Here is a 14,240-nt window from a genome sequence, read left to right as displayed (position 1 = left end):
GTGCGATCACGCCTGTGCGCAGATCGGGGCGCGGTCGTTCGCCGCCTCGACCATGCGCCGCGCCTCGAGCAGGTTCTCGGGGCGCAGCACCACGTCCGTCTCGCCGTGGGCGACCAGCTCGCGGGCGATCAGCATGGTGCGGGGGAAGGTGCCGCGGACCATCTCGATGTCGTGCAGCACGGTGACGACCGTGCGATCCTCGTCGTGCCAGCGGCGCACGAGGCCGAGCAGGTCCGCCGTGGTCTTGGCGTCGATGGCGGTGAAGGGCTCGTCGAGCAGGATCAGCGGCGCGTCCTGCAGGAGGAGGCGCGCGAACAGGGCGCGCTGCATCTGGCCGCCCGAGAGCGTGCCGATGGCGCGGCTCTCGAAGCCCGACAGCCCCACCGCCGCGATCGCCGCCTCGATCCGCGGGCGATCGGCGCGGCCGATGCCGCCGAACAGCCCGCGCGAGCCCCACAGGCCCATGGCCACGAGGTCGTAGATCGAGATCGGGAAGGCGCGATCGAGCTCGGAGGCCTGCGGCAGGTAGGCGATGCGGGTGCGCGCGCCGGTGGAGAGGGTGATGCGGCCCTGCAGCGGCTTGAGCGCGCCGACGACGCCCTTGAGCAGCGTCGACTTGCCGGCGCCGTTGGGCCCGACGATGGCGGTCAGGCTCCCCGGCGCGATCTCGCCGGCGAGGTGATGCACGGCGGGATGCCGGCCGTAGCCGAGCGTCACGTTCTCGAAGCGGATCGCGGTGGCGGCCATGTGCGTCAGGCCCACCCGATCACGGAGAGGATCGCCGCCCACAGCAGGACGAGCGCCACGCCCACGCCGGCGAGCCGCTGCCCGGCCGACAGGCGCAGCAGCGACAGCGTCGGCGCCGCCGCGCGGGGGCGGGGTGCGTGGTTATGGTGGTGATGGTCGTGCGGTCGGGTCATGGCGTGTTCTATTATAACGTTCTGCGGGCGATGGGAAGAGGGCCGATTCGGCGTGCTGCCACCCGTCATCCCGGACGCCGAAGGCGATCCGGGACCCAGAACCACAGGTGCTCGTCGAGCGGCGTGCATACGCCGCGGCGTGAGACGCCCCCATCGGCGCCTCGTGGACGCGCGCGCTCCCGCGCACGCTGAACATCCCCGCGCGGTTCTGGGCCCCGGGCCCGCTTCGCGACCCGGGGTGACAGGGGTTGTCATCCCGGATGCCGAAGGCAGTCCGGGACCCGAAACCACAGGTCCGTCCTGAACGGCGCGCCAGCGCCGCGGCGCGACGTCCCGGACGCGAATGGGAACGTCGCCGAGCCCGCCGGGGCTTCCGGCGGGTATCGGGCGGGCGGCTCCCGTGCTACCGCTCCCGCGATCGACACCGCATTCCAGGAGCCCGGCCATGGCTGCGCAAACCTCCGCCGAAACCCGCGTCTTCCGCTGCCTGTCGGACAATATCGGCGTCCTCGTGCGCGATCCGGCGACGGGCGCCTGCGCCGCGATCGACGTGCCGGATGCCGCCGCCGTGAAGCAGGCGCTGGCCGAGGCGGGCTGGACGCTCACCGACATTCTCGTCACCCACAAGCACGCCGACCACGTGCAGGGCATCCCCGAACTCGTCGCCGCCACCGGCGCGCGCGTCGTGGCGCCGGCGAAGGGACCGGCGATCGAGGGCGTGGCGCAGACGGTGGCGGAGGGCGACACGGTGCGCGTCGGCGATCTCGTCGGCGAGGTCTGGGAGACGCCGGGCCATTGCGAGGACCACGTCACCTTCCATTTCGCCGGAGCAGGGCTGCTCTTCCCCGGCGACGTGCTGTTCCCGATGGGCTGCGGGCGCGTCTTCGGCGAGGGCTACGACGACCTCTGGCGGGCGCTGACGCGCATCGCCGCGCTCCCCGACGACACGGTCGCCCATTGCGGGCACGACTACACCCGCGCCAACGCCCGCTTCGCGCTCGCCGCCGATCCGGACAACGCGGCGCTCCAGGCGCGCGCCCGCGAGGCGGAGGAGAAGGCGCAGGCCGGCGTGCTCTTCGGCTCGACCACGGTGGGCGCGGAGAAGGCGACGAACCCGTTCGTGCGGGCCACCGAGCCGGCGCTCGCCCGCGCCGTGAACCTGGAGGGCCGCCCGGCGAACGAGGTGTTCCGGGCGTTGCGCGAGTGGAAGAACCGGTTCTGACGCAACGCGGGGAGGGGGGCGGCCGCCATGGCGCATGCGATCGACGGGCTCACGGCGGACGAGGTGGTGGCGCGGCTCGGCCTTGCCCCCCACCCGGAGGGCGGCTACTACCGCGAGACCTATCGCGACCCGCGCACCGACGCGTCCGGACGGGCGGTCTCGACGGCGATCTACTACCTGCTCGGGCTCGGCGACACGTCGGAGTGGCACCGGGTCGACGCGGCGGAGGTCTGGCACCACTGTGCCGGTGCGCCGCTGGTGATCACGCTCTCGCCCAACGGCCACGACGCCGAGGCCCGCCATCTCGGGCCGGACATCGCGCGCGGGCAGGCCCCGCAGATCGTCGTGCCAGCCGGCTGGTGGCAGACGGCGACGTCGCTCGGGGCCTGGACGCTGGTGGGCTGCACGGTGGCGCCGGGCTTCGACTTCGCCGGCTTCGAGATGGCGCCGCCCGGCTGGCGGCCGACCCCGCGCGGCTGAGGACCGGGATCCCGGGATCCCGGTAAGGAAGGCTTAACCCTAACGAAAGGTGAAGATTGCGCGCGGGGACACGTTCCGGTTCGGTACGCCCGGTTCCAGACCGAGGAGTGAGCCGTGACCGGATCAGCGCTCGTGCGCGCCCACCGCGCCCGCCTGACCGCGCAGGCGCCGACGCCCGCCGAGGCTTCGCCGCCGCGCGCGGGGCGGCGCGTGCTCCTGGCGCTCGGGCTCGCCGGGGCGATGGTCCTCGCCGGTGCCGGCGTGGTCGCCGGGCCCGACGCCCTCGCCTTCTTCCGGGCGGACCGGGCGGCGGGGAACGGGGTCGCGCTGTTCGGCCGGCCCGACGGGCCGGCGGCGACCGATCTCGCGCGCCGCGCCGCGGTGGTGGCGCCGGCGCGGCTGTCGATCGAGCCACCGGCGCCGCGAACGGCCGCGGCACCCGCTCCGGCGCCCGCCCGCTTCAGCTTCTGCGTGCGCACCTGCGACGGCTACTTCTTCCCCCTCGGCGACCTGCGCACCGCCCGCGACCTCTCGCTCCACGAGGAAGCCTGCGCCGCCGCCTGCCCGGCGGCGCAGACGGCGCTGTTCGCGGCGACCGGCTCGCGCGACATCGCGGACGCCCGCGCGCTCGCCGGCGGCGCGCCCTACACGGACTTGCCTCGGGCCTTCGCCCACCGCGAGACCCGCGTCGCGGGCTGCGGCTGCGCCCAGCCGGAGCGCAGCGCCGCCGAGCGGCTCGCCGCCGGGGACCGCACGCTGCGGCCCGGCGACGTCATCGTCACCGCCGACGGCGCGCGGGTGGTCGGCCGCGACGGCGCGCTGCCGGACGTGGAGGCGCCCGGCGCCGCCCCGCGCGCGCTGCGCACGATGGTCGCCGCCACCCTCGGCCCCCGCCACGCCGCCACCTGGCGCGCCTACGCGGCGAGCCGCCCCGACGCGGCACGCGCCGCACCGACGCGCACGGCCTCGATCCCGAACGTGTCGCTTCCCGTTGCCGAAGCGCGCGCGATCGCGGTCGCGATGCTGCCGCCCCCGCGCCCGCACGGGCTCCACGCGGCGCCGGTCGCGGCGCCCTCGGCCGCACCCGCGGCCGCGCCGGCTCCGGCGGGCTTCGCGATCGTGGCGGGCGTCCTGCCGCCACCGCGGCCTGTTTTCGAGGAGAGCGATCCTGTCGGCGCCATCGCCCGCGTCGCGCCCGTCCGAGCGCCGGCTATGCGACAGGTGGCCCGGGTCGGAGGTTTCACCCAGCTGAACTGAGGCCGATCCTCGGTCTCACCCGCCCGGCGGCAGCCCCAGGCTCGCGGCGATGGAGGCGAGGTGCTCGCGCATCGCGCGCTCGGCCGCTTCGGGGCGCCTGGCGGCGATGGCGTCGACGACGGCGAGGTGCTCGGCGGCGAGCGCCGCGCGGCGCTCCGGCGAGCGGGTGCTCTCGCGCAGGCGCCGCCAGACGGGATCCTCGCGCACGGCCTCGATCGCCTCGAACACGGCGAGGAAGAGGCCGTTGCGCATCGCCTCGGCGATGCGGCGGTGGAAGACCTGGTCCCAGCGCTCGTAGTCCGCGTCCGTCTCGGCGTCGCGGGACCGCTCGGCGAGGCGGCGCAGGCCCTCGACATCGACCGGCGCCGCCCGCAGCGCCGCGTGGCGCGCGAGCACGGGCTCGATCTCGAGGCGCACCTCCATGATCTCGGCGGGGCTGGTGAGCGCCGCGATGCCGGCGAAGCGCCGCGCCTTGGGCGCCGGCGGGGCGGAGACGAAAGTGCCCTGGCCCTGGCGCCGCCAGATCAGGCCCTGCGCCTCCAGCGTGCCGAGCGCGCGGCGCACCGCGCGCCGGCCCACCCCGAGCGCCTCGGCGATGTCGCGCTCGGGCATGACGCGACCGGACGCGACGAAGCTGCCGTCGGCGAGCGCGTCGCGCACGCGCCCGAGGACCGGATCGTCGTCCGGCGCCGGGTTGCGCGCAGCCGCAGGCCGGCCATCGTCCGGGATGTCGTCCACGTTGTCACCCATGACGCTCGCGGCATGTCCCGGCCGCACCAATGTCTATTGGTACGACCAATCGCCCACCCTTGTCGAGCCCGGGCCGGGACGACGCGCGGCGTCCGCTCGGGCAATCGGCGCATATAGAATGAGCAGGCTTCGGCTTGCACGGTAAATGGGCCGTGTCTAAGCTCCCGCTTCCCATCGAGGGGCTCGGCCCCGCGCCCTCGGTGCGTGACAATCGTGATTGGTTCGGCGCCTCGCGGCGCCGCGAAAGGAAGCGTCCCGTGCAGCTGCGCCACGACATGCCCTACGCCTCGCGCCGCTCGCCGGTGCTCGCGAGGAACATGGTCGCGACCTCGCAGCCGCTCGCGGCGCAGGCCGGCCTGCGCATGCTGCTCGCCGGCGGCAATGCCGTGGACGCGGCGCTCGCCACCGCCATCGCGCTGACCGTGCTGGAGCCGACGGGCAACGGCCTCGGGTCGGACGCGTTCGCCATCCTGTGGGACGGCGAGCGGCTGCACGGGCTGAACGCATCGGGCCGCTCCCCCGCCGGCTGGTCGCCGGACCGCTTCCCGAACGGGATGCCCGAGCGCGGCTGGGAGAGCGTCACCGTTCCCGGCGCAGTCTCGGCCTGGGTGGCGCTGTCGCAGCGCTTCGGCAAGCTGCCCTTCGCCGATCTGTTCGCGCCGGCGATCGCCTATGCCTCCGAGGGCTTCCCGGTCTCGCCGGTGATCGCGGCGCTGTGGAAGCGCGCCGAGCGCACGCTCGCCGATCAGCCGGGCTTCGCGGACCACTTCCTGCCCGGCGGCCGTGCGCCGGCGGCGGGCGAGGTCTTCCGCTCGCCGGACATGGCGGCGAGCCTCGCCGCCATCGCGGAGAGCCGGGGCGAGACCTTCTATCGCGGCGCGCTCGCCCGGCGCATCGCCGACTTCGCCCGCGCCCACGGCGCGGCGCTCGACGAGGACGACCTCGCCGCCCACGAGGCGGATTGGTGCGGCACGGTCTCCTCGACCTATGGCGACGTCGCGCTCCACGAGATCCCGCCGAACGGCCAGGGCATCGCCGCCTGCATGGCGCTCGGCATGACCCGCCACCTCGGCCTCGAGCGCTTCGCGGCGGACGATCCGGCGGCGCTCCACATCCAGATCGAGGCGATGAAGCTTGCGCTCGCCGACGCCGAGGCGTACGTCGCCGATCCGGCGGCGATGACGGAGGTGTCCGCGCAGGATCTGCTCGCCGACGACTATCTCGCCCGGCGCGCGGCGTTGATCGACCCCGCGCGGGCGCAGGACTTCGGCGCCGGCGCGCCGCGGCACGGCGGCACGGTGTACCTCACCGCCGCCGACGCCTCGGGCATGATGGTCTCCTTCATCCAGTCGAACTACGCCGGCTTCGGATCGGGCGTGGTCGTGCCGGGCACGGGCATCTCGCTGCAGAATCGCGGGCTCGGCTTCGTCACGACGCCCGGCCACCCCAACCGGGTCGGCCCGCGCAAGCGACCCTTCCACACCATCATCCCGGGCTTCCTGACGAAGGGCGGCGCGCCGCTGATGAGCTTCGGCGTGATGGGCGGGCCAATGCAGGCGCAGGGCCACCTGCAGATGGCGCTGCGCACGCAGGTCTGGGGGCAGGACCCACAAGCCGCCGCCGACGCGCCGCGCTGGCGCTTCGTCTCGGGCCGCACGGTCGCCATCGAGGACAGCCTGGGCACGGCGGCGCTGGAGGCGCTCGGCGCGCTCGGCCACGCGATCGAGGTCGAGGCGCCGGACGCGAGCTTCGGCTTCGGCGGCGCGCAGCTGATCCACCGCATCGAGGGGGGCTATGCCGGCGGCTCCGATCCGCGCAAGGACGGGCAGGTCGTCGGCTACTGAGGACCCGAGGGAGGGGCGCATGACCTGGTCGATCGTCGCGAGGGACCCCGAGACCGGCGCCATCGGCATCGCGGTGGCGAGCCGCTTCTTCGCGGTGGGCGCGCGCGTGCCCTTCATCGCGCCGGGCACCGGCGCGGTCGCGACGCAGGCCTTGATCAACCCGCTCTACGGCCCCCGCGGCCTCGCTCTCCTGCGCGGCGGCGCGGGCGCAGCGGAGGTCGTCCACGCCCTCGTCGCCGACGATTCCGGCCGCGATCATCGCCAGGTCCAGGTGATGGACGCCCGCGGCCGCTTCGCCGCCCATACCGGCACGGACTGCGTCGACTGGTGCGGGGCGATCGCGGACGATCTCTGCGGGCTCGCCGGCAACATGCTCGCCGGGCCGCAGGTGCTCGAGGAGACCGCGCGCGCGTTTCGCGAGAACGCCGCCCTGCCCTTCCCGCGCCGGCTCCTCGTGGCGATGGCGGCGGGCGAGGCGGCGGGCGGCGACAAGCGCGGCAAGCAGTCCGCCGGTCTCGTTATCCACGGGACCGAGGACTGGCCCGACCTCGACATCCGCGTCGACGACCATCCCGAGCCGATCGCCGAGCTCGCCCGCCTGGAGCGGGTCTCCCGCGAGCGCTGGGTGCACTTCAAGCGCTATCTCGCGACCGGGGCCGATCCCGTCGGCATCACCGACCGCGCGCGCATCGATTCCGAGATCGCCGCCGCCGTCGCCGCCGCGCAGGCCCAGGACGCAGGCGAGCCGGCGGCCGGGAAGGCGCCCGCGGCATGAGCGAGGCGCCGATCCTCTCCGTCGAGGACCTCGCGGTCGGCTTCACCGGGCCGGACGGACGACGCACGCGGGCGGTCGACGGCGTGTCCTTCTCGGTCGCGCCGGGGCGCACCCTCGGGATCGTGGGCGAATCGGGCTGCGGCAAGAGCGTGACGTCGCTCGCGGTGATGGGGCTCCTGCCTCGGACCGGAACCAGCGTGACGGGCCGCGTCCTCTTCGACGGCCGCGATCTCCTGACCGAGAGCGAGCGCACGCTGCGCGACCTGCGCGGCGACCGGCTCGCGATGATCTTCCAGGAGCCGATGACCTCGCTCAACCCGTCCTACACGATCGGCGACCAGATCGTGGAGGCGATCGTGCGCCACCGCGCCGTCGGCAAGCGGGAGGCCGCCGAGCGCGCCGTCGAGATGCTCGCGCGGGTGCGCATCCCCGAGCCGGCGCGGCGCTTCCACGACTATCCGCACCGGCTCTCGGGCGGCATGCGCCAGCGGGTGATGATCGCCATGGCGCTCGCCTGCGAGCCGCGGCTCCTCATCGCCGACGAGCCGACGACCGCGCTCGACGTGACGATCCAGGCGCAGATCCTCGACCTGATGCGCGCGCTTCGCGAGGAGACCGGCACAGCGGTCGTGCTGATCACCCACGACCTCGGCGTCGTCGCGGAGGTCTGCGACGACGTCGCCGTGATGTATGCCGGCCAGGTGGTGGAGCGCGCGCCGGTGGAGGAGCTGTTCCGCTTCCCGCAGCATCCCTACACGGTGGGGCTCCTCGGCTCGCTGCCGCGCTTCGACCGCGCGCGCGGACGCCTGGCCGCGATCGAGGGCACCGTGCCCGACATGTCCCGCCCGCCCGCGGGCTGCCGGTTCGCGGCGCGCTGCCCCTTCCGCATCACGCGCTGCGAGACCATGCCGGACCTCGTCGAGATCGGCGGGGACCGCGCCACCCGCTGCTGGCGCGCGCCGCTCGAGGAGCTCGCCGCATGAAGCCCCTCGCGTCCTCCCCCGCGCCCGTGCTCGAGGCGCACGACCTCGTCAAGCATTTCGTCGCCGAGCGGACGCTGCTGGGCCGCACGACGGCGAGCGTGAAGGCGGTCGACGGCGTCTCCCTCGCCGTCCATGCGGGCGAGACGCTGGCGCTCGTCGGCGAATCCGGCTGCGGGAAGTCGACGCTCGGGCGCATGGTCCTGCGCCTCGTCGAGCCGACCAGCGGGCGCATCGTCGTCGACGGCGCGGACGTCACGCATGCCCGCGAGCGCGACCTGAGGGGCCTGCGCCGCACGGCGCAGATCGTCTTCCAGGATCCGTTCGCCTCGCTCAACCCGCGCATGACGGTGGGCGAGATCCTCGCCGAGCCCCTGATGCTGCACGCGATCGTGCCGCCGGCGCAGCGCGCGGCCCGGGTGGCGGAGCTGCTCGCGGGGGTGGGGCTCAACCCGCGCCAGGCGGCGCGCTTTCCCCACGAGTTCTCCGGCGGCCAGCGCCAGCGCATCGTCATCGCCCGCGCGCTCGCGGTCGAGCCGAAGGTGATCGTCTGCGACGAGCCGGTCTCGGCGCTCGACGTCTCGATCCGCGCCCAGATCCTCAACCTGCTCGAGGATCTCCAGGCGCGGCTCGGTCTCGCCTACGTCTTCATCTCCCACGATCTCGGCGTCGTGCGCCACATCGCCGACCGGGTCTGCGTCATGTATCTCGGGCGCATCGTCGAGACGGGCACGACCGACGAGATCTTCGACAACCCGCGCCACCCCTACACGCGCGCGCTGCTCTCCGCGATCCCGGCGCCCTCGCCGCTGGCGCGGCGCGAGCGGCGGCTGCTCGAAGGCGACGTGCCGAGCCCGCTCGCGCCGCCCTCGGGCTGCCATCTGCGCACGCGCTGCCCGCATGCCGAGCCGGTCTGCGCCGAGGCCCGCCCGCCGCTCGCGGCGGTGAGCCCGACGCACGCCTCCGCCTGCCTCTTCGCGACCCGGCTGCCCGACGCGCGCGATCTCGCGCCGCGCGAGCCGGCCCGCGACCCGAGGCTCGAGACCCTCTTCGCCGCCTTCGCCGGCGACGACGAGGCCGCCGCGGCGCAGGCCGCGGCGCAATGAGGGGAACCCGCCGGGAAAGCCGGCACGACGAGGGAGACATCTCGAGATGAGACGCATGGTACTCGCCGCAGCGCTCGCCACCGCGACGCTCGGCCTCTCCGCCGCCGGCGCGAGCGCGCAGACGACGGTCCGGATCGGGCTCGCCGAGGATCCGGACGTGCTCGATCCGTCGCTCGGGCGCACCTACGTGGGCCGCATCGTCTTCGCGTCGCTCTGCGACAAGCTGTTCGACATCGACGCGAACCTCGACATCGTCCCGCAGCTCGCGGTCTCGCACGAGACCTCCGACGACGGCCTCTCGCTGACGATCCGCCTGCGCGAGGGCGTCACCTTCCACGACGGCACGCCGATGGACGCGGAGGCCGTGAAGTACTCCCTCGACCGGCACCGCACGATGGAGGGCTCCTTCCGCCGCGGCGAGCTCTCGATCGTCGAGAACGTCGAGGTCGTCGATCCGCTCACCGTGCGGCTCGCCCTCAAGAGCCCCTTCGCGCCGCTGCTCGCGACGCTCACCGATCGCTCCGGCATGATCGTGTCCCCCGCCGCCGCCGAGGCCGCGGGCGACCAGTTCGGCACGAACCCGGTCTGCGCCGGGCCCTTTCAGTTCGTCGAGCGCGTCCAGCAGGACCGCATCGTGCTCGAGAAGTTCGACGACTACTGGAACGCGGACGCGATCGATGTGGACCGCGTCGAGTTCCGCCCGATCCCGGATTCCACCGTGCGCCTCGCCAACCTGCAGTCCGGCGAGCTCGACCTGATCGAGCGCGCGCTCGCGACCGACATCCCGACGATCGAGGCGGATGCCGACCTCGTGCTCGAGTCGACGACGGAGCTCGGCTACCAGGGCATGACGATCAACGTCGCCAACGGCGAGGGCGCCACCGGCCCGCTGGCCGAGAGCCCGCTCGTGCGCCAGGCGCTCAACCTCGCCATCGACCGCGCGGCGCTCAACCAGGTCGTCTTCGACGGCGCCTTCTTCCCGGGCAACCAGTGGGTCAACCCGCAGAACGCCTGGTACCAGGACGCCTACCCGGTCCCCGCACGCGACGTCGAGAAGGCCAAGGCGCTCATCGCCGAGGCCGGCGTCGCAACGCCGATCGTCGTCGACTTCATGGTGCCCAACAACCCGGAGGTCCGCCAGGTCGCCGAGGTGATCCAGGCCATGGCGGCGGAGGCGGGCTTCGACATGCAGATCCGCGTGGTCGAGTTCGCGACGGGCCTGCAGGAGGCCGAGGCCGGCCGCTTCGGCGCCTTCATGCTCGCCTGGTCGGGCCGGCCCGACCCGGACGGCAACATCTACTCCTTCGCGCATTCGACCGGCCCGCTGAACTACGGCAAGTTCGCGAGCGAGGCGGTCGACGCGGCGCTGACGCAGGCGCGCACGGCGACGACGCAGGAGGGCCGCATGCAGGCCTATTCGGACGTCGCGGACGTGTGGCTGACGGAGGGCTCGGTGCTCTACCTCTACCACCGCGCCGTGCTGATCGCCCACACGAAGGCCATGCAGGGCTACACGCCCCGCCCCGACGGCCTCGTCAACCTCGTCGGCGTGACGATGGAGTGACCCGAAGAACCCCTCTCCCGGACGGGAGAGGGGCAGGGGTGAGGGCGTGCGGCTCGATGCTCGGCGAACACGCCTGCATCGGCCGCGCCCTCGCCCTCGAACCGAATCCCTCACCCCCGGCCCCTCTCCCGTCCGGGAGAGGGGAGAGAACGGAGAGGACCGTGCTCCAGCTCATCGGCAAGCGGCTCGCGCAGCTCGTCCCCACGCTGTTCTTCGTGTCGGTGCTGATCTTCTCGCTCCAGCACCTGATGCCGGGGGACCCGGCGCTGGTGATGGCGGGCGAGGAGCGCGATCCCGTCGTCATCGAGCAGATCCGCAAGCAATATGGCCTCGATCAGCCGATCCCCGTGCAGTACGCGATGTGGATCGGCAAGGTGCTCGCCGGCGACCTCGGCGAGTCGATGCGCCTGAAGGTGCCGGTCTCCGAGCTCGTGGCGCAGAAGCTCCCGGTCACGATCCAGCTCGCGGTGATGGCGATGCTGATCGCGCTCGTGCTGGGCGTGGCGACGGGCGTGCTCTCCGCGGTGAAGCGCAACTCCGCCTGGGACTGGGTGGTGAACGTCGTCGGCCTCGCCGGCATCTCGACGCCGAACTTCTGGCTCGGGATCATGATGATCCTGCTCTTCGCCGTGCATCTCGGCTGGCTGCCGGCCTCGGGCTACGTGAGCCCCTTCGAGGACCTCCAGCGCTCGCTCGCGACGACGATCATGCCGGCCTTCGTGCTCGGCACGGCGATCGCCGGCGTGATCATGCGCCATACCCGCTCGGCCATGATCCAGGCGCTCGACAGCGACTACGTGCGCACGGCGCGCGCCAAGGGCCTCTCGGAGCGCACCGTGGTGTGGAAGCACGCCATGCGCAACGCGCTCACCCCGGTGATCACGCTGGGCGCGCTGGAGTTCGGCACGCTCCTCTCGGGCGCCGTGCTGACCGAGCAGATCTTCTCGATCCCCGGCTTCGGCAAGCTCATCGTCGATGCCGTCTTCAACCGCGACTACGCGGTGGTCCAGGGCGTCGTGCTCGTGACGGCGACGACCTACATCGTGCTCAACCTGCTCGCCGACATCGGCTACATCCTCGCGAACCCGAGGCTGCGCTCATGACCCCGGGTTCCGCGACCGCATCCGCGACGGCGCCGGACGCCGACGCCTTCGTCATCGAGAGCCCCGGCCGGCGGGCCTGGCGGCGCCTGCGCCGTCGCCCCGCGGCGATGGCCTCTCTCGTCGTCGTCCTCGTCATCGTCGCCTGCGCGCTGCTCGCGCCGTGGATCGCGCCCTACGACCCGACCGCGCAGAGCTGGTCGGCCGTGCGCCAGGCGCCGTCCGCCGCGCACTGGCTCGGCACCGACGAGGTCGGCCGCGACGTGCTCTCCCGGGTGATCTGGGGCGCGCGCGCCTCGCTCGCGGCGGGGGTGATCTCCGTCCTCATCGCCATGGCCGCCGGAATCCCGCTCGGCCTTCTCGCGGGCTACGTCGGCGGCTGGACCGACGGCGTGCTCGGGCGCGTCACCGACGCGATGCTGGCGATCCCCTTCCTCATCCTGGCGATCGCGCTCGCGGCGTTCCTCGGACCGAACCTGACGAACGCGATGATCGCCATCGGCGTCACGGCGACGCCGATCTTCATCCGTCTCACCCGCGGCCAGGTGCTCGCCGCCCGCTCGGAGGAATGGGTCGAGGCGGCGCGGGCCGTGGGCAACCCGCATTGGCGCATCGCGCTGCGCCACGTCCTTCCCAACGTGCTGCCGCCCATCCTGGTCCAGGCGACCCTCACCATCGCCACCGCCGTCATCGCCGAGGCGAGCCTGTCCTTCCTCGGCCTCGGCCAGCAGCCGCCGATGCCGTCCTGGGGCTCCATGCTGAATTCCGCCCAGCGCTTCCTGGCGCAGGCGCCGTGGATGGCGGTGTTCCCGGGCCTCGCGATCTTCGTCACCGTGCTCGCCTTCAACGTGCTGGGCGACGGCCTGCGCGACGCGCTCGACCCCAAGGGGAAGTGAACGGGGCGGTCGGCCGCGCGAGCGGTATCCCCGGAGGCCGTGAACTGGTACAGATGGTGCACGGAAGACGCGAGAGGATCGAGCGTCGATTGGAAGAGGACGCCGCGTGACCAAGACGCCGCCCACCGACGAGTCGAGGCGCGTGCGCGCCGAGGCTCAAGCCACGAAGGAGCGCGAGAACGCGCAGGCCTGGGTCGATCACGACAACGAGGCCCGTGCCGTCGAGGAGCGCACCGCCCGCCTGCGGGCCCTGCGGCTCGCCAAGGAAGCCTCCGACGCCGAGGCCGCCGCCGTCGTCGCCGCCGAGAAGGCGGCCGAGAAGGCCGCGAAGACCGCCCGCGCCGCCAAGCGCAAGAAGGCCGAGCCGGGCGCCGAGACGAGCGCGAAGACGAGCGCCAAATCGAGCACGAAGTCGAGCGCCAAGACCACGGCCGAGCCCGGCGCGAGCTGACGGACGGATCGCCGTCCCCGGCCCGCGGCACCGCTTAGGCCGCGTCGGACGGGGCCCGCACCGCCGCACGCGAACCTTCTTCCAGTGCATGCCGCCGCACCGTCGGCGTCGCCGCGGCAACTCGGACACGACCGCTCGGCCGCGACTTGTTTCGGCGGCTGTCATCCAGGCTTCATTCATTTGGCCGATGGAGAGACCGGCAGAGGCGGTCGGGCGAACGGGCATGAACGACAAATCCAAGCATTCGGGGACCAAGCATCCGGGCTCCAAGCACCCGGGCTCCAAGCATCCGGGGGCGAAGAGCGTCGGCTGGGCACTGGTCCAGGCGGCGCGGCTGCATCGCGCGCGCATGGGCGACAGGCTCGGCGAGCTCGGGCTGTTCGCGGGCCAGGAGCAGGTCGTCCAGGCGCTCGCCGCCGAGGGCCAGATGACGATGGGCGAGCTCGCCGCCATCCTGCGCGTGCGCCCGCCCACCGCCTCCAAGACCGTCTCGCGGCTCGCCGCCCTCGGCCTCGTCGAGCGGCGCACCGAGCCCGACGACGCCCGCGTCGTGCGCGTCGGGCTCACCGGGGAGGGCGCGGCCAAGGCCGCCGCCATCGCGGTGCTCTGGGACGACGTCGAGGCCGAGTTGCTCGGCGACTTCGATGCGAAGGATCGCAAGCGTCTGCGCAAGCTGCTGCGCAAGCTCGCGCGCAATCTCGCGGAGGTCTCCGGCGCCGACGCTCGCGGCCTCGACGCCGCCGACGAGGAGCCCGACGAGCCCGATTCCGAGCCCGAGGACGCGCCCCGCGATCTCGCGCAGACCGCGTGAGACGCGGGCGGCGGGAGACCGCCGCGGACGCCGGCGCCCGTCGCACAACCTGCGGTCAAACGCCCGCCGGCGTCGCGCGGAAGG

Annotated in this window: 15 protein-coding genes; 12 read left to right on the top strand and 3 right to left on the bottom strand. The window is 73.6% G+C overall.

Features of this window, described 5'->3' with window-relative positions; translation table 11 throughout:
• Window positions 1-6: 6 nt before the first annotated feature.
• Together aztA and G407_RS31495 are read right to left on the bottom strand one after the other, a co-directional pair.
• Entirely contained in the window at window positions 7-747 is a 741-nt protein-coding gene (aztA, locus tag G407_RS0101730; RefSeq protein WP_156917437.1) for a zinc ABC transporter ATP-binding protein AztA, read from the bottom strand.
• Between the two features lie 5 nt (window positions 748-752).
• Window positions 753-920, bottom strand: a complete 168-nt coding sequence (locus tag G407_RS31495) for a hypothetical protein (protein ID WP_156917436.1) — start codon at window positions 918-920, stop codon at window positions 753-755.
• 445 nt (window positions 921-1,365) lie between these two features.
• Here G407_RS31495 and gloB point away from each other — a divergent pair, with 445 nt between their 5' ends.
• From gloB to G407_RS30100, 3 genes are all read left to right on the top strand, one after another.
• Complete coding sequence (gene gloB, locus G407_RS0101720) at window positions 1,366-2,142, top strand: hydroxyacylglutathione hydrolase (RefSeq protein ID WP_029029421.1); 777 nt, start codon at window positions 1,366-1,368, stop codon at window positions 2,140-2,142.
• Between the two features lie 27 nt (window positions 2,143-2,169).
• The gene (locus G407_RS0101715; protein WP_029029420.1) at window positions 2,170-2,622 is read left to right on the top strand and encodes a cupin domain-containing protein; all 453 of its coding nucleotides are present in this window, start codon (window positions 2,170-2,172) and stop codon (window positions 2,620-2,622) included.
• 114 nt (window positions 2,623-2,736) lie between these two features.
• The gene (locus G407_RS30100; protein ID WP_029029419.1) at window positions 2,737-3,879 is read left to right on the top strand and encodes a DUF2865 domain-containing protein; all 1,143 of its coding nucleotides are present in this window, start codon (window positions 2,737-2,739) and stop codon (window positions 3,877-3,879) included.
• 15 nt (window positions 3,880-3,894) lie between these two features.
• On the opposite strand, the gene G407_RS25140 is transcribed toward G407_RS30100, so the two are convergent.
• Window positions 3,895-4,629, bottom strand: coding sequence for a FadR/GntR family transcriptional regulator (locus tag G407_RS25140; RefSeq protein WP_084327179.1), 735 nt, complete (start codon window positions 4,627-4,629; stop codon window positions 3,895-3,897).
• A gap of 275 nt (window positions 4,630-4,904) precedes the next feature.
• Between G407_RS25140 and G407_RS0101700 the strand changes: the two genes are divergently transcribed.
• The 9 genes from G407_RS0101700 (at window position 4,905) to G407_RS25125 (ending at window position 14,156) form a co-directional block, all read left to right on the top strand.
• The gene (locus tag G407_RS0101700; protein ID WP_210163059.1) at window positions 4,905-6,473 is read left to right on the top strand and encodes a gamma-glutamyltransferase family protein; all 1,569 of its coding nucleotides are present in this window, start codon (window positions 4,905-4,907) and stop codon (window positions 6,471-6,473) included.
• A 19-nt stretch (window positions 6,474-6,492) separates the two neighbouring features.
• The gene (locus G407_RS25135) at window positions 6,493-7,248 is read left to right on the top strand and encodes a DUF1028 domain-containing protein (protein ID WP_052340821.1); all 756 of its coding nucleotides are present in this window, start codon (window positions 6,493-6,495) and stop codon (window positions 7,246-7,248) included.
• The gene (locus G407_RS0101690; protein ID WP_029029417.1) at window positions 7,245-8,231 is read left to right on the top strand and encodes an ABC transporter ATP-binding protein; all 987 of its coding nucleotides are present in this window, start codon (window positions 7,245-7,247) and stop codon (window positions 8,229-8,231) included. Before G407_RS25135 ends, G407_RS0101690 begins: the two co-directional genes overlap by 4 nt.
• Window positions 8,228-9,334 carry an ABC transporter ATP-binding protein gene (locus tag G407_RS0101685; protein WP_029029416.1) on the top strand — a complete coding sequence of 369 codons (1,107 nt, stop codon included), beginning with the start codon at window positions 8,228-8,230 and terminating at the stop codon, window positions 9,332-9,334. The genes G407_RS0101690 and G407_RS0101685 overlap by 4 nt, the downstream gene beginning before the upstream one ends.
• Before the next feature lie 46 nt (window positions 9,335-9,380).
• Window positions 9,381-10,898: an ABC transporter substrate-binding protein gene (locus tag G407_RS0101680; protein ID WP_029029415.1), complete on the top strand. Its 1,518-nt coding sequence runs from the start codon at window positions 9,381-9,383 to the stop codon at window positions 10,896-10,898.
• Between the two features lie 161 nt (window positions 10,899-11,059).
• Window positions 11,060-12,001: an ABC transporter permease gene (locus G407_RS0101675; protein ID WP_029029414.1), complete on the top strand. Its 942-nt coding sequence runs from the start codon at window positions 11,060-11,062 to the stop codon at window positions 11,999-12,001.
• The gene (locus G407_RS0101670) at window positions 11,998-12,894 is read left to right on the top strand and encodes an ABC transporter permease (protein ID WP_029029413.1); all 897 of its coding nucleotides are present in this window, start codon (window positions 11,998-12,000) and stop codon (window positions 12,892-12,894) included. Before G407_RS0101675 ends, G407_RS0101670 begins: the two co-directional genes overlap by 4 nt.
• Window positions 12,895-13,000: 106 nt before the next feature.
• A complete protein-coding gene (locus G407_RS30095; RefSeq protein ID WP_052340820.1) occupies window positions 13,001-13,345 on the top strand; it encodes a hypothetical protein in 345 nt (114 codons plus the stop codon).
• Window positions 13,346-13,568: 223 nt separating this feature from the next.
• Window positions 13,569-14,156 (top strand): MarR family winged helix-turn-helix transcriptional regulator, encoded by a 588-nt coding sequence (locus tag G407_RS25125; RefSeq protein WP_052340819.1) that lies wholly within the window; start codon window positions 13,569-13,571, stop codon window positions 14,154-14,156.
• The last annotated feature ends 84 nt before the right edge of the window (window positions 14,157-14,240 follow it).

This window comes from Salinarimonas rosea DSM 21201 (assembly GCF_000429045.1).
Lineage (GTDB): Bacteria > Pseudomonadota > Alphaproteobacteria > Rhizobiales > Beijerinckiaceae > Salinarimonas > Salinarimonas rosea.
This window is presented reverse-complemented; position numbering and strand designations above follow the sequence as displayed.